Source organism: Kitasatospora sp. NE20-6, assembly GCF_045862635.1.
Map to the genome: position 1 here is coordinate 244,818 of NZ_BPRL01000005.1, position 16,120 is coordinate 260,937.

17 protein-coding genes are annotated in these 16,120 nt (G+C 74.0%); 10 read left to right on the forward strand and 7 right to left on the reverse strand.

What is annotated here, in order from left to right; all coding sequences use genetic code 11:
* Window positions 1–69 precede the first annotated feature (69 nt).
* Window positions 70–495 (reverse strand): MarR family winged helix-turn-helix transcriptional regulator, encoded by a 426-nt coding sequence (locus SNE206_RS06650; RefSeq protein WP_407912406.1) that lies wholly within the window; start codon window positions 493–495, stop codon window positions 70–72.
* 78 nt (window positions 496–573) lie between these two features.
* Here SNE206_RS06650 and SNE206_RS06655 point away from each other — a divergent pair, with 78 nt between their 5' ends.
* A complete protein-coding gene (locus SNE206_RS06655; RefSeq protein ID WP_407912407.1) occupies window positions 574–1,893 on the forward strand; it encodes an aldehyde dehydrogenase family protein in 1,320 nt (439 codons plus the stop codon).
* A gap of 130 nt (window positions 1,894–2,023) precedes the next feature.
* Here SNE206_RS06655 and SNE206_RS06660 read toward each other — a convergent pair whose 3' ends face one another.
* Together SNE206_RS06660 and SNE206_RS06665 are read right to left on the reverse strand one after the other, a co-directional pair.
* On the reverse strand, window positions 2,024–2,719 hold the full coding sequence (locus SNE206_RS06660) for a type 1 glutamine amidotransferase domain-containing protein (RefSeq protein ID WP_407912408.1): 696 nt from the start codon (window positions 2,717–2,719) through the stop codon (window positions 2,024–2,026).
* Window positions 2,720–2,845: 126 nt separating this feature from the next.
* On the reverse strand, window positions 2,846–3,673 hold the full coding sequence (locus tag SNE206_RS06665; protein WP_407912409.1) for a PP2C family protein-serine/threonine phosphatase: 828 nt from the start codon (window positions 3,671–3,673) through the stop codon (window positions 2,846–2,848).
* 176 nt (window positions 3,674–3,849) lie between these two features.
* Here SNE206_RS06665 and gcl point away from each other — a divergent pair, with 176 nt between their 5' ends.
* On the forward strand, window positions 3,850–5,631 hold the full coding sequence (gene gcl, locus SNE206_RS06670; protein ID WP_407912410.1) for a glyoxylate carboligase: 1,782 nt from the start codon (window positions 3,850–3,852) through the stop codon (window positions 5,629–5,631).
* Between the two features lie 158 nt (window positions 5,632–5,789).
* Here gcl and SNE206_RS06675 read toward each other — a convergent pair whose 3' ends face one another.
* Entirely contained in the window at window positions 5,790–6,998 is a 1,209-nt protein-coding gene (locus SNE206_RS06675; RefSeq protein WP_407912411.1) for an alginate lyase family protein, read from the reverse strand.
* Window positions 6,999–7,265: 267 nt separating this feature from the next.
* On the opposite strand from SNE206_RS06675, the gene SNE206_RS06680 reads away from it, so the two are divergent.
* A complete protein-coding gene (locus tag SNE206_RS06680; protein WP_407912412.1) occupies window positions 7,266–9,158 on the forward strand; it encodes a ricin-type beta-trefoil lectin domain protein in 1,893 nt (630 codons plus the stop codon).
* A 51-nt stretch (window positions 9,159–9,209) separates the two neighbouring features.
* On the opposite strand, the gene SNE206_RS06685 is transcribed toward SNE206_RS06680, so the two are convergent.
* A complete protein-coding gene (locus tag SNE206_RS06685) occupies window positions 9,210–9,500 on the reverse strand; it encodes a hypothetical protein (RefSeq protein WP_407912413.1) in 291 nt (96 codons plus the stop codon).
* Window positions 9,501–9,566: 66 nt separating this feature from the next.
* Window positions 9,567–9,722, reverse strand: coding sequence for a hypothetical protein (locus SNE206_RS06690; RefSeq protein ID WP_407912414.1), 156 nt, complete (start codon window positions 9,720–9,722; stop codon window positions 9,567–9,569).
* Window positions 9,723–9,855: 133 nt separating this feature from the next.
* On the opposite strand from SNE206_RS06690, the gene SNE206_RS06695 reads away from it, so the two are divergent.
* From SNE206_RS06695 to SNE206_RS06720, 6 genes are all read left to right on the forward strand, one after another.
* Window positions 9,856–10,473, forward strand: coding sequence for a TetR family transcriptional regulator (locus SNE206_RS06695; protein ID WP_407912415.1), 618 nt, complete (start codon window positions 9,856–9,858; stop codon window positions 10,471–10,473).
* Window positions 10,474–10,544: 71 nt separating this feature from the next.
* Window positions 10,545–11,189: a TetR/AcrR family transcriptional regulator gene (locus SNE206_RS06700; protein WP_407912416.1), complete on the forward strand. Its 645-nt coding sequence runs from the start codon at window positions 10,545–10,547 to the stop codon at window positions 11,187–11,189.
* Entirely contained in the window at window positions 11,173–12,801 is a 1,629-nt protein-coding gene (locus SNE206_RS06705; RefSeq protein ID WP_407912417.1) for an acyl-CoA dehydrogenase family protein, read from the forward strand. Before SNE206_RS06700 ends, SNE206_RS06705 begins: the two co-directional genes overlap by 17 nt.
* Window positions 12,798–13,685 carry an amidohydrolase family protein gene (locus SNE206_RS06710; protein ID WP_407912418.1) on the forward strand — a complete coding sequence of 296 codons (888 nt, stop codon included), beginning with the start codon at window positions 12,798–12,800 and terminating at the stop codon, window positions 13,683–13,685. The genes SNE206_RS06705 and SNE206_RS06710 overlap by 4 nt, the downstream gene beginning before the upstream one ends.
* Window positions 13,686–13,761: 76 nt before the next feature.
* On the forward strand, window positions 13,762–14,625 hold the full coding sequence (locus SNE206_RS06715; RefSeq protein ID WP_407912419.1) for a DMT family transporter: 864 nt from the start codon (window positions 13,762–13,764) through the stop codon (window positions 14,623–14,625).
* A gap of 58 nt (window positions 14,626–14,683) precedes the next feature.
* Window positions 14,684–14,935 (forward strand): DUF2277 domain-containing protein, encoded by a 252-nt coding sequence (locus SNE206_RS06720; protein WP_407912420.1) that lies wholly within the window; start codon window positions 14,684–14,686, stop codon window positions 14,933–14,935.
* On the opposite strand, the gene SNE206_RS06725 is transcribed toward SNE206_RS06720, so the two are convergent.
* The gene (locus SNE206_RS06725) at window positions 14,904–15,407 is read right to left on the reverse strand and encodes a DUF2269 family protein (RefSeq protein ID WP_407912421.1); all 504 of its coding nucleotides are present in this window, start codon (window positions 15,405–15,407) and stop codon (window positions 14,904–14,906) included. The two genes, SNE206_RS06720 and SNE206_RS06725, sit on opposite strands and share 32 nt — an antisense overlap.
* Window positions 15,408–15,763: 356 nt before the next feature.
* Between SNE206_RS06725 and SNE206_RS06730 the strand changes: the two genes are divergently transcribed.
* The gene (locus tag SNE206_RS06730) at window positions 15,764–16,114 is read left to right on the forward strand and encodes a CU044_2847 family protein (RefSeq protein ID WP_407912422.1); all 351 of its coding nucleotides are present in this window, start codon (window positions 15,764–15,766) and stop codon (window positions 16,112–16,114) included.
* Window positions 16,115–16,120 lie beyond the last annotated feature (6 nt).

Below are 16,120 nucleotides of genomic sequence, written 5' to 3' on the forward strand. Positions count from 1 at the left end.
CCCACCCCGCAGGGCCGCGGGTCGGCTCTGGGGGGTCGGCTCCACAGGGCCGCGGGTCGGCTCCGCTGGTCAGTTCCGGGGGTCGGCGAGCAGGTCGCCCAGGCGGTCGAGCAGGGGGAGCAGGGCGCCGCGCTCGGTCGGGGTGAGCGCGGCGAGGGCGGCGTGGACGCGGTGCATCTCGGCGCGCAGCCGGTGGGCGAGCTGCCGGCCCTCCTCGGTGGCGGTGACCGTGCGGCTGCGGCGGTCCTGCGCGGAGGGGGTGCGGACGACGAGGCGCCGGGTCTCCATGCGGGCGACCAGGCCGGTGGCGTTGGAGGCGTCGCAGACGAGGTGTTCGGCGAGGGCGCTCATGGAGAGCGGGGTGTCGAGGGCGATCAGGGCGCGGGCCTGGGTGGTGCTGAGGCCGTGGGCGGCCGCTGCGGCGGCGAGGCTGTCGTAGTAGCCGCGGACGGCCCGGGCGAGGGGTTCGACGAGGTCCGATGCCTCCGGGTTCATTTGACATCCTCAAGTGTCGGGCGTTTCCTGGCCTGGTAGATAGTTGAGCATATCAACCATTCCGTGCGAGGACATCCCATGAACGACCGCCCGACCGCCCGGCCTGCCGACCTCGTCGCGCGCCTCCGCGCCACCGTCCGCTCGGGCGGCACCCGCCCGCTCGCCCGGCGCACCGAGCAACTGGGCCGCCTGCGCGCGCTGCTGACCGAGAACGCCGGCGCCCTCACGGACGCGCTCTCCGCCGACCTCGGCAAGAGCGTGCAGGAGTCGATGCGCACCGAGATCGACTTCGTCGTCCGGGAGATCGACCACACGCTCGCGCACCTCGACGCGTGGCTGCGCCCCGAGCCGGCGCCCGTCCCGGCCCGCCTCGCGGGGGCGCAGGCGCGCACGCAGTACGACCCGCTGGGCGTGGTGCTCGTGATCGCGCCGTGGAACTACCCCGTGCAGCTGCTCCTCGCCCCGGTCGCGGGGGCGCTCGCGGCGGGCAACACGGTGGTGGCCAAGCCGAGCGAGCTCGCCCCGGCGACGTCCGCCGTGCTGGCCCGGCTGATCCCGGCCTACTTCGCCCCGGACGTGGTGGCCGTGGTCGAGGGCGGCGTGCCGGAGACCACCGCACTGCTCGCCGAGCGCTTCGACCACGTCTTCTACACCGGCAACGGCACGGTGGGCCGGGTGGTGATGCGTGCGGCCGCCGAGCACCTGACCCCGGTGACCCTCGAACTCGGCGGCAAGTCACCCGCGTTCGTCGACGCGGACGCCGATCTGGCGGTCGTCGCGGAGCGCCTGGTCGCGGGCAAGTTCCTGAACGCCGGGCAGACCTGCGTCGCCCCCGACTACGTGCTCACCGACCCCGGTACGGCGCGGGCGCTGGAGCCGCTGCTGGCCGCCGCGGTCAAGGCGCGGTACGGCACCGACCCGGCGGCGTCGCCCGCGTACAGCCGGATCGTCGACGAGCGGCACTTCGACCGGCTCACCGCGCTGCTCGGTTCCGGCCGGACGGTCGTCGGCGGCGCCCACGACCGGGCGGGCCGCTACATCGCGCCGACCGTGCTGGCCGGCGTGGCACCGGACTCCCCGGTGATGCAGGAGGAGATCTTCGGGCCGATCCTGCCGATCGTCGAGGTGCCGGACCTCGACGCGGCGATCGACTTCGTCAACGACCGTGACAAGCCGCTCGCGCTGTACGTCTTCAGCGGCTCCGCGGAGACCCGTGACCGGGTGGCCGCGGAGACCTCGTCCGGCGGGCTCGGCCTGGGCCTGCCGCTGGCCCACCTGACCGTCTCCGACCTGCCGTTCGGCGGGGTGGGGGAGAGCGGCACGGGCAGCTACCACGGGCGGTACTCGATCGAGGCCTTCAGCCACCGCAAGGCGGTGCTGGAGGTGCCGCTCGGCTGAGCGGCACCACGGGCGGACCGAGGGCGCACCGTGAGTGCATCACGGGTGCACCGCGGACTGCACCGCGGGCGGGCGCCGGTGGCGGCGCCCGCCCGTTCGCTTGAGCATCCCAAGCAATGTGCCGGGACGGTCAGCCGATCGCCTTCAGCAGTTCCTCGGCCAGCGGGCCGGAGGACGCCGGGTTCTGGCCGGTGTGCAGCGAGCGGTCGGAGACGACGTACGGAGCCCAGGGCTCGCCGGCGCTGTAGTGCGTGCCGAGCGCGGTGAGCCGGTCCTCCAGCAGCCAGCGCGCACGGTCGGCGAGGCCGGCGATGCGCTCCTCCTCGTTGCTGAAGCCGGTGACCCGGTAGCCGGCGAACGTCGGCGTGCCGTCGGCGCGTTCGGCGGCCAGGAGGGCCGCGGAGGCGTGGCAGACCACGCCGAGCGGCAGGCCCGCGTCGAGCGCGGAGGTGAGCAGCCGGCCGGAGTCGGCGTCGACGGCGAGGTCCTCCATCGGCCCGTGGCCGCCCGGGTAGAACACGGCCGCGTAGGCGGCCGGGTCGACCTCGGCGAGCACGAGCGGCCGGTGCAGCGGTGCGGCCCCGTCGAGGGCGGCGGCCACCTCGGCCGCGCCCTCCTCGCCGCCGTTGGCCTGCGGGGAGAGGCTGGCGGCGTCCACGGTGGGCCGCACCCCGCCCGGGGTGGCGACGGTGACCTCGTGCCCGGCCCCGGTGAAGGCGCGGTACGGGGCGAGGAACTCCTCCGCCCAGTAGCCGGTGGGGTGGCTGGTGCCGTCGGCCAGGGTCCAGTGGTCGGTGCCGGTCATCACGAACAGGATCTTCGCCATCGGGTCTTCTCCCTCGGTGGGCGGTCTCGTCACGTCCGACGGTAGGGCGGCCGGGTGTGCCCCGGCCAATAGGTCATGGCATGTCGGACATCGGAAATCCGATGGGTCCCGCCTGCGGGGCGGGGCTCAGTCGCCGATCCGCACCAGGGCGAGGGTGATGTTGTCCGGCCCGCCGGCGTCGATGGCGGTCCGCCAGAGCTCGAACGCGGCGCGGACGTCGTCGTCGTGCCCGGCGAGGACGGCCGCCAGCTCCTCCGGGGGGACGGGGTCGGTGAGGCCGTCGCTGCAGACCAGGTAGCGGGCGCCGACGACGACCGGGAGCGACCGCAGGTGCGGGACGACCTCCCGCGGGGCGACGGTGCCGCCGAGTGTGCTGGTGACGATGTTGGTGGTGCGGCGGCCGGGCGGCGGGGGCGGGCTGTCGTCGGTGCTGAGCTGGTGGAGCCGCGGGATGCCGCCGGTGTCATCGGTGTCCTCGGTGTCCTCGGCCTCCTCGGTGCCGTCCGCCGTGCCGGTGCCGCCCGGGCCGTCGGCGGGGAGGATCTCGAAGACCTGACTGTCGCCGATGTTGAAGACCAGGATCTCCTCGGCGCCGATCACCAGTCCGGCGATCGTGGTGCCCATGCCGGTGAGGGAGGCGTCGGCCGCCGCGGCGTCGTACAGGGCGCGGTTGCAGGCGGCGAGTTCGTCCCGGACGGCCTGGGCGGAGCCGAGGCCCGGGCCCGCGGCGGCGAGCCGGCGCACGGTGAGCGACGACGCGACCTCGCCGGCGGGGTGGCCGCCGAGCCCGTCGGCGACCGCGACGACGCAGGGGGAGCCGAGCGGGAAGAGCAGCGACTGCGGGCTCTCGGTGACGGTGGCGCAGATCGTCCACGGGCCGATGGCCAGGCTGTCCTCGTTGTGCCCGCGGACCAGGCCCTCGTGGCTGAGTGCGCTGACGGTGATGTGCGGCATGCGGTCTCCCCTCTCCTCCTCCCATTGTCGCGGCCGGGGCCGCCGCTGCGCCCGGTCCTGCAACGTTCTGTTGAAACGCCCCTTGACGGCCTCGCAGGCCCCGGCTTACGTTGATTTCGCATTCCAGAAGTATTTTTCCGTATGGTGGAATTTTCCGCCCGGGCAGGAGTAAGCCGATGCCTCGTATGACAGCCGCCCGCGCGGCCGTGGAGATCCTCAAGCGCGAGGGCGTGACCAATGCGTTCGGTGTGCCCGGTGCGGCGATCAACCCGTTCTACGCCGCTCTCAAGGCCGCCGGCGGCGTGCACCACACGCTCGCCCGCCACGTCGAGGGCGCGTCCCACATGGCCGAGGGCTACACCCGGGCCAGGCCCAGCAACATCGGGGTCTGCATCGGGACGTCCGGTCCGGCCGGCACCGACATGATCACCGGCCTGTACTCGGCGATCGCCGACTCGGTCCCGATCCTCTGCATCACCGGCCAGGCGCCCGTCGCCCGCCTCCACAAGGAGGACTTCCAGGCCGTCGACATCGCGTCGATCGCCCGGCCCGTCACCAAGGCGGCGACCACCGTGCTGGAGGCCGGCCAGGTGCCCGGCGTCCTGCAGCAGGCCTTCCACCTGATGCGCTCCGGCCGGCCGGGCCCGGTGCTGGTCGACCTGCCGATCGACGTCCAGCTCACCGAGATCGACTTCGACCCGGAGACGTACGAGCCGCTGCCGGTCTACAGGCCGTCGGCCACGAGGGCGCAGATCGACAAGGCGATCGCCCTGCTGCAGGGCTCCGGGCGGCCGCTGATCGTCGCGGGCGGCGGCATCCTCAACGCCGACGCCGCCGACCTGCTCGTCGAGTTCGCCGAACTCACCGGCGTGCCGGTGATCCCCACGCTGATGGGCTGGGGCGTCATCCCCGACGACCACCCGCTCAACGCCGGCATGGTGGGCCTGCAGACCTCGCACCGCTACGGCAACGCGACGTTCCTGGAGTCCGACTTCGTGCTCGGCATCGGCAACCGGTGGGCCAACCGGCACACCGGCAGCCTCGACGTCTACACCGCCGGCCGCACCTTCGTGCACGTCGACATCGAGCCCACCCAGATCGGCCGGATCTTCGCCCCTGACTACGGCATCGCCTCCGACGCCAGGGCCGCCCTGCAGCTCTTCGTCGACGCCGCAAGGGAGTTGAAGGCCGCCGGCACGCTGCGCGACCGCACCGCCTGGGCCGGCTCCGCACAGGAGCGCAAGGCCACCCTGCTGCGCCGCACCCACTTCGACGACGTGCCGATGAAGCCGCAGCGCGTCTACGAGGAGATGAACAAGGCCTTCGGCCCCGAGACCCGCTACGTCACCACCATCGGCCTCTCGCAGATCGCCGGTGCGCAGATGCTGCACGTCTACAAGCCGCGGCACTGGATCAACTGCGGCCAGGCCGGGCCGCTCGGCTGGACGATCCCGGCCGCGCTCGGCGCCGCCACCGCCGACCCGGAGACCCCGGTCGTCGCGCTCTCCGGCGACTACGACTTCCAGTTCATGATCGAGGAGCTCGCGGTCGGCGCCCAGCACCGCATCCCGTACGTCCACGTGCTGGTCAACAACGCCTACCTGGGCCTGATCCGGCAGGCGCAGCGCACCTTCGACATCGACTTCCAGGTCACGCTGGAGTTCGAGAACCAGCACTCGCCGGAGCTCGGCGTCTACGGCGTCGACCACGTCAAGGTCGCCGAGGGGCTGGGCTGCCGGGCCATCAGGGTCACCGAACCGGACCAACTGCTGCCCGCCTTCGAGGAGGCGAAGAAGCTCGCCGCCGAACACCGCGTGCCGGTCGTCGTCGAGGCGATCCTGGAGCGGGTCACCAACATCGCCATGGCCGGCGCGGACATCGACAAGGTCGTCGAGTTCGAGGACCTCGCCACCGAGCCCGGCCACGCGCCGACCTCGATCCGCACCCTCGTGGTCTGACCTCGGCAGGACCGCACGGCAGGACCGCACGGCAGGACCGCACGGCAGGACCGCGTCGGCGAACGGCGGCTGCCCGGAGGGTTCGCACCCCCGGGCGGTCGCCGTTCCGGGCGGCCTCCGTTCCGGACTTCCGCCGTGCGCCGTCACCCGCCCTGCGGTCAGGCCGGGTTGGACGCGTGGGTGAGGGTCTCCCAGGCGGTGAAGAGGTTGTCGGTGCCGGCCGGCCGGCGCTGCTCGGTCAGCTTCTGGGTGTTGTCCATGCCGTGACCGAGCCGGTTGTGCAGGGCGTTGAAGCCGGTCTCGGTCACCGGGCCGAGGTGCTGGGCCAGGCTGCCCTTGCACAGGGAGGACGGCACGGCCGTGCCGAGTTCGTACTTGGCGTGCAGGCCCAGGGCGTGGCGCAGCCGGTCGGCGATCTCCGGGTAGAGGTCCTGGCCCTGGATACGGCTGGTCTCGGCGACGTGGGCGATGGCGGCGAGGCCGTAGCCGGTGTGGGTGAGGTCGCGGCAGGTCTCCTGGGTGAGGCCGTCGACGAAGGTGGTCTGGCCCTGCCAGTACGCCACGATCTCGTCGCGGGTGTCGAGGCCGCTGCCGGGGGCGGTCCTCGGCAGCGGGCCGTCGGTGGTGAGGTAGATGTAGGCGGGCACCCGGCCGCGGAACGTCGCCACGGCCTTGTCGTAGACGGTCCGGTCGTCGAGGAAGACGCCGATGCCGATCGTGGCCTCGGTCATCGAGAGTTCCCAGTTGCCGTTGCTCTGCGAGCCGTTGACGACCTCGGGCAGGTAGACGGTGCGCAGCATCCGGCCGAAGCGGTCGATCCGGTCGGCGGGCCAGCCGCCGTACGTGTACCGGATGATCTCGGCGGCCCGCGGCCAGGTGGAGGCCGACCAGGCGCTCTGCAGCGGGGCGTTGCTGTTGGTGTGGTCGGTGAGGGTGGCCGACCAGGCGTCCATGATCTCGATCGCCTTCGCGGCGTAGCGGCTGTCACGGGTGACGGACCACTCCAGGGCGAGGGTGTACGCGGCGATGGCGTCCTCGCGTTCGTCCGTGCAGCCGTAGTTGGGGTTGGAGTAGGAGCCGCACTCGACGACCGCGCGGGCTTTGGGGGTGCGGGTCAGTGAGGCGTACCGGCTGGCGTGCATCTGGTCGTAGGCGGCCTTCCAGGGCTGCGCCCCGGCCTGCACCCTGCCGCGGACGAAGTCGAGTTGGGCGCGGCTGTCGAGCACGCCGGGGTGGGTGAAGGCGGCCGGTGCGGCCTGGGCGGGCGCCTGGACGCCCGCGGTGGCGGGGACGGCGGCGGCGAGGGCGGCGGCGAGGGCGAGCAGGACGGCGGCCGTGCGCAGCCGGCGGCGCGGGCGACGGTGCATGGGGGTCCTCCGGTCGGTGGGGCGACGGGAGTGGGGAGTCAACTAGTCCGGAGGTGCTCACGTCAAGAGGAATGGAAACCTTCCTAACCGATCGGTGATCAACTCTTGAAGGCAGATCGGCGAGCAAGCGCTCTCCCGAGCTGTGATCCGCCTTCGAATGGTAGAGACCAGAGTCTTGACGCCCTGTCATGTTCAGGAGTTGAATCTCAGCGCTGCGGGCCGGCCGCTGCACACTCCGCACATCCCCCCACCGAAGGCGGATCCCCCATGGCCTGGCCCCCACCTGCCCGTACCGCCCGCATGCGCCGCACGGCCGCCGGCCTGCTCTCCGGAGCCCTCGCCGTGACCGGCCTGCTCACCGCCGCCCCCGGGGCGCACGCCGCCGGCGAACGGGTCGACGTCTGGCTCACCACCACCGACGACGCCGGCGGCCGGCACGTCACCCGCGGCCTCGCCCAGCAGGCCGCCGTCGCCTTCGGCGCGGGCCAGGGCTCCGGCGGCCAGCTGATCACGGTGGACGGGTCGACCCGCTACCAGCAGTTCACCGGCGGCGGCGCCTCCTTCACCGACACCGCCGCCTGGCTGCTCAACAGCAGCGGGGCGCTCGGTGCGGCCACCCGCGACGCGACGCTGCGCAAGCTCTTCTCGCCCACCGACGGCATCGGCCTGTCGTTCCTGCGCAACCCGATGGGCGCCTCCGACCTCGCCCGGTACGGCTACACCTACGACGACCAGCCCACGGGCGCCACCGACCCGGCCCTCGGCGGCTTCGGTATCGCCCACGACCTGGCGGACGTCCTGCCGCTCACCAAGCAGGCCCGGCAGCTCAACCCGGCCCTCACCACCATGGCCTCGCCCTGGACGGCGCCCGCCTGGATGAAGGACAGCGGCAGCCTGAACGGCGGCTGGCTGAAAGCCGAGTACTACGGCGCGTACGCCCAGTACTTCGTGAAGTACCTCCAGGCGTACCAGGCGCAGGGCGTGCCGGTGAACTACGTGACCGTGCAGAACGAGCCGACGTGCTGCGCCGGTTACCCGTCGATGAGCTGGAACGGCTCCGGGCTGGCCTACTTCACCAAGAACAACCTGCTGCCCGCCCTCGCCGGGGCGGGCCTCTCCACCAAGGTGCTGGCGCTGGACTGGAACTGGGACCAGTACGCGGGCTACGCGGCCCCGACGGTCGACGACGCCGCGGTGCGCAACCACCCCAACTTCGGGGGCCTGGCCTGGCACGGCTACGGCGGCGACGTCGCCCAGCAGACCGCGGTGCACAACCAGTACCCGGCGCTGGACGCCTTCGACACCGAGCACTCCGGCGGCACCTGGATCGCCGACCAGCAGCGCGAGGACATGCGCAACATCATCGACTACACCCGCAACTGGGGGAAGTCGGTCACCAAGTGGAGCCTCGCGGTGGACCAGGACATGGGCCCGCACTACGGCGGTTGCGGCACCTGCACCGGCCTGGTCACGGTGCACAACGGCGACTCCCGCAGCGGGCAGGTCGACTACACCGTCGAGTACTACACGATGGGCCACCTCACGAAGTTCGTGAAGCCCGGCGCGTACCGCATCGCCTCCACCGCCAACTCGACGGTGCCGAACGTCGCCTGGCAGAACCCGGACGGCTCCGAGGCGCTCGTCGCGTACAACGACAGCGGCAGCACCCAGAGCGTCCGCGTGGTGCGGGGCGGGCAGAACTTCACCTACAGCCTGCCCGCGAAGACCTCCGCCACCTTCACCTGGAGCAGCACGCAGAGCGGCGGCGGCGCGAGCGGGCGGATCACCGGCCTCGCCGGCAAGTGCCTCGACGTGGCTTCGGGCAGCAGCGCAAACGGCACCGCCGTGCAGCTGTACGACTGCAACGGCAGCGCCGCCCAGACGTGGACCCCCGGAACCGACGGTACGGTCCGCGCACTCGGCAAGTGCCTGGACGTGGCAGCGGGTTCGACCGCGGACGGCGCCAAGGCGCAGCTCTACGACTGCAACGGCACCGGCGCCCAGCAGTGGACGTACGACGCGTCGACGCACGACGTCGTCAACCCGCAGGCGGGCAAGTGCCTGGACGTGACCGGCAACAGCTCGGCCAACGGGGCCCGGGCGCAGATCTGGACGTGCACCGGGGCCGCCAACCAGAAGTGGACGGCGCCGACCGGCTGACGGCCGGCCGGTCCCGGCGGCGGCCCGGCGCCCGGCCCGCGGGATCGCGGGTCAGGCGCCGAGCTGCCAGACCGTGCCGTGCCCGGCCACCGTCACGGCCGCGAGCACGGCGAGGTCGGCGACGCCGAGTGCGATGCCGAGCAGCGCGCGGCCCCGGCGGGCCGTGCCGCGCACCAGGGCGAGCGTGCCCAGGACGATCGCGACGGGGCCGAGCACCAGGTTGAAGATCAGCAGCCCCGGCAGGCCGAGGAGGAAGGAGCCGACGGCCATCTGGTCGCCGTCGGTGGTGGCGGCGGTGGTGGCGGTGGTGGTGGTGGCGCGGGGTTCGGCGTACTGCTGCATGGCGCACTCCGTGGGAGGTCGTGGTGCCGGTGTCGGGGGCGTGGTGCCGGGTCCGCGAGCAGGCGGTCAGCGGTGCCGGGCGCGGGCGAGCCGTTCGCGGGCGCCGAAGGCCAGCAGCCACAGGCCGATGGCGGTGGCCGCGGCGAGGAACACGGGGAGCGTCGCGTGGATGGCGGCCCCGGCGAGCAGGCCCATCGCGACGACGATGATCAGGAGGCTCATGGCGGTCTTCCCTTCCGGCGGCCGACCGGAGCCGAGCGGCCGCCGATTTCGGTGTACAACTGTTCGCCGACTTCCCCATCGTAGCGCCGCCGGGCGCTCGCAAAAGTCGGCAAACAGTTGTTTACTGAATGATGTGAGTCACACGCCCGGGATCCGCCAGGCCCAGAAGCAGCAGAGCCGCCGCGCCCTCCTCGACGCCGCCCTCGGGCTGCTGGAGCACCAGAACCTCAGCGGCCTGGGCGTCCGGGAGGTGACCCGTGAGGCCGGGCTCTCCCCGGCCGGCTTCTACCGGCACTTCGCCGACCTCTCCGAACTCGCCGTCGTCCTCGTCGAGGAGTCGCTCGCCAGCCTGCACGGCCTCGTCCGCTCCGTCCTCGCCCAGCAGGGCGGCGCCGAGGCGCGCATCGACCGCACGGTCGACGTGATCGCCGACCACGTCCGCGCCCACCGCGCGCACGTCCGCTTCCTCTCCCGCGAACGCCACGGCGGGGTGCGGGCGGTGCGGGAGGCGATCGCCGCCGAACTCGACCGCTTCACCGCCGAGGTGGCCGCCGGCCTCGCCGCGCAGCCCGCCTCCGACGGCTGGTCGCCGGACGACCTCCGGATGCTCTCCCGCCTCTACGTCGAACACCTGGTGGCCACCGCGGCGGCGCTCCTGGAGGCCTCGCCCGACGGCGAACCCCGCATCGCCGCCATGGCGCGCACCCAGCTGCGCCTCATCGCCGTCGGCCGCGCCCACTGGCGCGACTGAGCCCGGCCGCCCGGCCGGGGCCGCGGGCCGCACCCTTCCCCAAGAAGTGAACCGGTGGTTCAATTCTTCGTATGGCATACCGACGCACCCCCGCCGTCCAGGCCCGGCTCGACGCCCAGCGTGCCGCCGTGCTCCAGGCGGCGGTGACGCTGCTCGCCGAACGCGGCTACGCGGGCTGCTCGATGGCCGCGGTCGCGGAACGCGCCGGGATCGCCACCGGCTCCATGTACCGCCACTTCTCCGGCAAGGCCGACCTCTCCGTGCAGCTGTTCCGGTCCGTCGTCGGCCGCGAGGTCGCCGCCGTCACCGAGGCCGTCGCCCGGGAGACCGGACCCACCCGGCGGATCGCCGCCGTCGTCGAGACCTTCGCCGCCCGCGCCCTCAAGGCGCCGCGCCTCGCCTACGCGCTGCTCGCCGAGCCCGCCGACCCCGACGTCGACGCCGAACGCCTCGTCTTCCGGCGGGCGTTCCGCGACGTCATCGCCGCGCAGATCGCCGACGCCGTCGCCGGCGGCAGCCTCCCGCCGCAGGACCCCCAGCTGGCCGCCGCCGCGCTCGTCGGCGCGATCGGCGAGGCCCTCGTCGGACCGCTCGCCGCGGGCGAGCAGCCGGACGACCTCATCCCGGCCCTCACCGCCTTCGCCCTGCGCGCCGTCGGTGCGCCCACCCACCCCTCACCCACCGCCCGAGGAGCCCGGCATGCCGTCGACGCATGAGGTCACCAACCAGGTCCCCGACCCGTACGGCCACGACGTCGCCGCCGACCCGGGCCTGCTCGCCGCCCTGCACCGGGCCGGGGCCGGCTGGGCCGAGGACGAGCTGCACGAACTCGGCCGCCTGGCCGGCTCGGAGCAGGCCGACACCTGGGGCCGGCTCGCCAACGAGCACCCGCCGGTGCTGCGCACCCACGACCGGTACGGCCACCGCATCGACGAGGTCGAGTTCCACCCGGCCTGGCACGAGCTGATGGGCACCGCCGTCCGCCACGGCCTGCACGCCGCCCCCTGGCAGGACGGCCAGCCCGGCGCGCACACCGCCCGCGCCGCGAAGTTCTACGTCTGGGGCCAGGTCGAGGCCGGCCACACCTGCCCGGTCTCCATGACGTACGCCTCCGTACCCGCCCTGCGGGCCACGCCCGCCCTCGCCGCGGAGTACGAACCCCTGCTCGCCGCACGGGAGTACGACTTCGGGCTGCGCGCCCCGGGCACCAAGCGCGGCCTGATCGCCGGCATGTCGATGACGGAGAAGCAGGGCGGCTCGGACGTCCGCGCCAACACCACCGCCGCCGTGCCGCAGCCGGACGGCACCTACCGCCTCACCGGCCACAAGTGGTTCACCTCCGCCCCGATGTCGGACGTCTTCCTCACCCTCGCGCAGGCCCCCGGCGGCCTCAGCTGCTTCCTGCTGCCCCGGGTGCTGCCGGACGGCACCCGCAACCGCCTCCTGCTCCAGCGGCTCAAGGACAAGCTCGGCAACAAGTCCAACGCCTCCGCCGAGATCGAGTACGACGGCGCCGTCGGCCTGCTGGTCGGCGAGGAGGGCCGCGGCGTGCCGACCATCATCGAGATGGTCAACATGACCCGCCTCGACTGCACCCTCGGCGCGGCCTCCGCCATGCGGTACGGCACGGTCCGGGCGCTCCACCACGCCACCCACCGCCGGGCGTTCGGCGCGGCGCTGGTCGACCAGCCGCTGATGCGCAACGTGCTCGCCGACCTCGTCGTCGAGTCGGAGGCCGCCACCACCGTCGCGATGCGCCTCGCCGAGGCGACCGACCGGGCCCTGGCCGGCGACGAACAGGAGGCGCTGCTGCGCCGCCTGGCCCTCGCCGTCTCCAAGTACTGGGTGTGCAAGCGGGGTCCGGCGCACGCCGCCGAGGCCATGGAGTGCCTCGGCGGCAACGGCTACGTCGAGGAGTCCGGCATGCCCCGGCTCTACCGGGAGGCGCCGCTGGTCTCCATCTGGGAGGGCTCGGGCAACGTCGCCGCCCTGGACGCGCTGCGCGCCATGGCCCGTCACCCGGCGACGGTCGCCGCGCTCCTCGCCGAACTCGACGCCGCGGCCGGTGCCGACCGCCGTCTCGACGCCGCGACCGCCGCCCTGCGCAAGCAGCTCGGCGACCTCACCGACCTGGAGTACCGCACCCGCCGGCTGGTCGAGCAGATGGCCCTGGCCCTGCAGGGCTCGCTGCTCGTGCGGTACGGCGACCCGGCGGTGGCCGACGCGTTCTGCGCCTCCCGGCTCGGCGGTGACCACGGCGGGGCGTTCGGCACCCTGCCCGCCGGGGTCGACACGGCGGCGGTGCTCGACCGGGCCGTGCGGCGGTGAGCCCCGCCGAGGCCGCCGAAGTCCGCTCCTTCTGGCAGGAGCTGGGGCTGCCGGGGCTGATCGACGTGCACACCCACTTCATGCCGGAGCGCGTACTCGCCAAGGTGTGGGCCTACTTCGACGCGGCCGGCCCGCTCACCGGACGGCCCTGGCCGATCACCTACCGGCATGCCGAGGAGCAACGCGTCGCCACACTGCGGGAGTTCGGCGTCGAGGCGTTCACCGCCATGCTCTACCCGCACAAGCCCGGCATGGCCGCCTGGCTCAACGCCTGGGCCGCCGGCTTCGCCGCCCGCACCCCCGGCTGCCTGCACACCGCGACCTTCTTCCCCGAGCCCGGCGCCGCCGCGTACGTCGGCGAGGCGCTCGGCCGCGGTGCCCGGGTCTTCAAGGCGCACCTGCAGGTCGGCGCGTACGACCCGGGCGACCCCCTGCTGGACGACGTCTGGGGGCTGCTCGCGGAGAGCGGCACGCCCGTCGTGACGCACTGCGGCTCCGGCCCGGTGCCCGGCAAGCACACCGGCCCCGGCCCGATCGGCGGGGTGCTCGCCCGCCATCCCCGACTGCACCTGGTGGTGGCCCACATGGGCCTGCCGGAGTACGGCGAGTTCCTCGACCTCGCCGGGCGCCACCCGTCCGTCCACCTGGACACCACGATGGCGTTCACCGCCTTCACCGAGGAACGCGCACCCTTCCCGCCCGGGCTGCGGCCCCGGCTGCTCGACCTGCAGGACCGCATCCTCCTCGGCACCGACTACCCCAACATCCCGTACCCGTACGCCACCGCCCTGCACGCCCTCGCCGGGCTCGGGCTCGGCCCCGCGTGGCTGCGGGCGGTCTGCCGGGGCAACGCCGCGCGGCTGTTCGGGCTGCCGGCGGCCTGACCGCGGCGCGGTGCGGCGGCCCGGCACCGCGGGCGGGCGAGACTGGCCGCCCCCGGCGAAGGGATGGTCGACCTCCGTGCTTCCCGTCCTGCTGGCCCTGTGCGGTGCGCTCAGCAACGCGCTGGCCACCGTGCTGCAGCACCGTGCCGCCGCGACGGTGCCCGGCTCCGACGGCTTCCGCCTCCGGCTGCTGCTCGATCTGGCGCGGCGGCCGGTCTGGGTCGCGGGCATCGTCGCGGTGACGGCGGCGGCACTGCTGCAGGCGGTGGCCCTCGCGCGGGGCGCGCTCTCGGTGGTGCAGCCCGTGTTCGTGCTGGAGCTGCCGTTCGCGCTGCTCATCGCCTCCGCGGCGGCGCGCCGCAACCTGCCGGCCCGCAGCTGGGCGGCGGTGGGCTGCCTGGTCGCCGGGCTGGGCCTGGCCCTCGGCGCGTCCTCGCCGTCGGCCGGCACGATGCACGTGCCGATGGAGCGGTGGATCCCCGCCCTGGCGGGCTGCGGTGCGGCGATCGCCGTGCTCTGCGCCGTGGCCCTGCGCCGTCCGCCGGGCGGGGTGCGCGCCTGCTGCCTCGCCGCGGCCGCGGCGATCGGCAACGCGCTGACGGCGGCCCTGATCAAGTCGTCGACCCACCTGCTCGACGGGCACGGCGTGGGCGCCTTCCTCACCGCCTGGCAGACGTACGCCTTCGCGGCGGCCGGGGTGGGCTCGCTCTACCTGCTGGAGAACGCGCTGCAGTCCGGCCCGCTGGTGGCCTCGCAGCCCGCCCTGACCCTGGGGGACGCCGCGGTCAGCCTGGCGCTCGGGGTGCTGCTCTACGAGGAGCGGCTGCGCGGCGGGGTGTGGCTGGTGCCCGCCCTGCTGGGCGTCGCGCTGGTGGCGGCCGGGGCGGTGGCGCTCGCCCGGACACCGCTCACGCGGCGCCTGATGGGCCCGTCCGGCTGACCCGGCCCGAATCCGCGGAGGACGCCGTACGGCGCCCGCGGCGGGGCAGACTGGAGGCATGTGCCGATCGATCAAGACCCTCAGGCCGCCGGAGATGCCGGAGGTCACCACCGACGACGTCCACGCCGCGGCCCTGCAGTACGTCCGCAAGGTGTCGGGCTTCCGTGCGCCCGCGGCCCACAACCAGGAGGCGTTCGACCGGGCGGTGGCCGCGGTGGCCGCGGCGACCCGGGAGCTGCTGGAGGGCCTGGAGATCCGCGGGACGGGGCGGGTGGAGGTCAGGCCCCCGTCGTCGACCCCGGCCGGATGACCATCAGCACCACGACCACCGCCCACAGCAGGTTGAAGACGCCCGCCGTCATCGGCAGCAGCCTCAGGCCGCGCGTGGCGCGCTCGCGGTCGTCGCCGCGGGAGTGCGGGGCGGGCGTGCCCGCCTCGGCGTCCAGGGTGTCGATCACGGACTGCTGCGCGGGCACCACGAAGAGCAGCAGGGCCGCGGCCGACAGGGCGGTCAGCACGATCGAGGCGATCAGCCAGGACTGCCCGAGCACGCCCATCGCCTGCGCGACGCCGACGCCCAGCAGCGGCACGGCGATCCCGGCCAGCGCGTAGACCTGGGTGATGCGGTGCAGCATCCGCACCGAGGCGCCCGCCGCGGGCAGGTCGTCGCCGCCCGCGAGGGCGGCCGCCGCGCGCCGCGGGAACATGCTGACGGCGACCGCGACCGGGCCGATGCACAGCACCGAGGCCAGCACGTGCAGGCTCAGCAGGAACTTGGCCATGGGGAGGTCGTCCTTCGCGGCGGGGGAGGGGGCGGCGCGCGGTGCTCCCGCGCGGCCCCGCCGACGCTAACACCCCTTACGCGGGCGGCCTGCCCGGGGCCCGGGGCGCCGGTTCCGGCCGGCTGCGCGGCCCGTGCGCGCCGGGCGGCCGCCACGCGCGGGGCACCCGTGACGCGGGCCGGGCGGACCGTCGGATTCCGGCCGGGGCCGGGAGGCCGCACCGCCTGACATATTGTCATGTTCCTTCAGGATTCCCGGTGCCAACCCCGTCGGAACCGCTGCGCAGGAGCCCGCGCTGTGCGACGATCGCCAGGGAATTCGGCTGACAGTACGGCTTGACACGGTGGGGAGTGCCCATGTCGGAGTACGTGGAGTTCCTGACGGCCGACGGCGCGGTGGTCCGGGTCGAGAGCACGGCCCAGGCACCGGCGGCGTACGGCATGCAACCGGTCGGGCGGGGCGGCGACGCCGTCGTCCGCGCGTCCGGGACGTTCGAGCACGCGCTGGCCGGGGTCCGCAGCGCCGCCGAGGCGGCGCTCGCCGTCCTCCGCGACGGCAGCCTCCGGCCCGACGCCGTGGAGATCGAGTTCGGCGTCAAACTCTCCGCCGAGGCGGGCGCGCTCATCGCCCGCACCACGGCCGACGCCCATCTCACCGTGAAACTCTCCTGGTCACCCGGCCGGCCCGTGGAGCAGGCGGGGCACTGACCGGAC

Bases quoted from the DNA above. Each gene is read 5' to 3' on its own strand.
- SNE206_RS06650 (WP_407912406.1), bottom strand. From the start codon at position 495: ATGAACCCGGAGGCATCGGACCTCGTCGAACCCCTCGCCCGGGCCGTC.
- SNE206_RS06655 (WP_407912407.1), top strand. From the start codon at position 574: ATGAACGACCGCCCGACCGCCCGGCCTGCCGACCTCGTCGCGCGCCTC.
- SNE206_RS06660 (WP_407912408.1), bottom strand. From the start codon at position 2,719: ATGGCGAAGATCCTGTTCGTGATGACCGGCACCGACCACTGGACCCTG.
- SNE206_RS06665 (WP_407912409.1), bottom strand. From the start codon at position 3,673: ATGCCGCACATCACCGTCAGCGCACTCAGCCACGAGGGCCTGGTCCGC.
- gcl (WP_407912410.1), top strand. From the start codon at position 3,850: ATGCCTCGTATGACAGCCGCCCGCGCGGCCGTGGAGATCCTCAAGCGC.
- SNE206_RS06675 (WP_407912411.1), bottom strand. From the start codon at position 6,998: ATGCACCGTCGCCCGCGCCGCCGGCTGCGCACGGCCGCCGTCCTGCTC.
- SNE206_RS06680 (WP_407912412.1), top strand. From the start codon at position 7,266: ATGGCCTGGCCCCCACCTGCCCGTACCGCCCGCATGCGCCGCACGGCC.
- SNE206_RS06685 (WP_407912413.1), bottom strand. From the start codon at position 9,500: ATGCAGCAGTACGCCGAACCCCGCGCCACCACCACCACCGCCACCACC.
- SNE206_RS06690 (WP_407912414.1), bottom strand. From the start codon at position 9,722: ATGAGCCTCCTGATCATCGTCGTCGCGATGGGCCTGCTCGCCGGGGCC.
- SNE206_RS06700 (WP_407912416.1), top strand. From the start codon at position 10,545: ATGGCATACCGACGCACCCCCGCCGTCCAGGCCCGGCTCGACGCCCAG.
- SNE206_RS06705 (WP_407912417.1), top strand. From the start codon at position 11,173: ATGCCGTCGACGCATGAGGTCACCAACCAGGTCCCCGACCCGTACGGC.
- SNE206_RS06720 (WP_407912420.1), top strand. From the start codon at position 14,684: ATGTGCCGATCGATCAAGACCCTCAGGCCGCCGGAGATGCCGGAGGTC.
- SNE206_RS06725 (WP_407912421.1), bottom strand. From the start codon at position 15,407: ATGGCCAAGTTCCTGCTGAGCCTGCACGTGCTGGCCTCGGTGCTGTGC.
- SNE206_RS06730 (WP_407912422.1), top strand. From the start codon at position 15,764: ATGTCGGAGTACGTGGAGTTCCTGACGGCCGACGGCGCGGTGGTCCGG.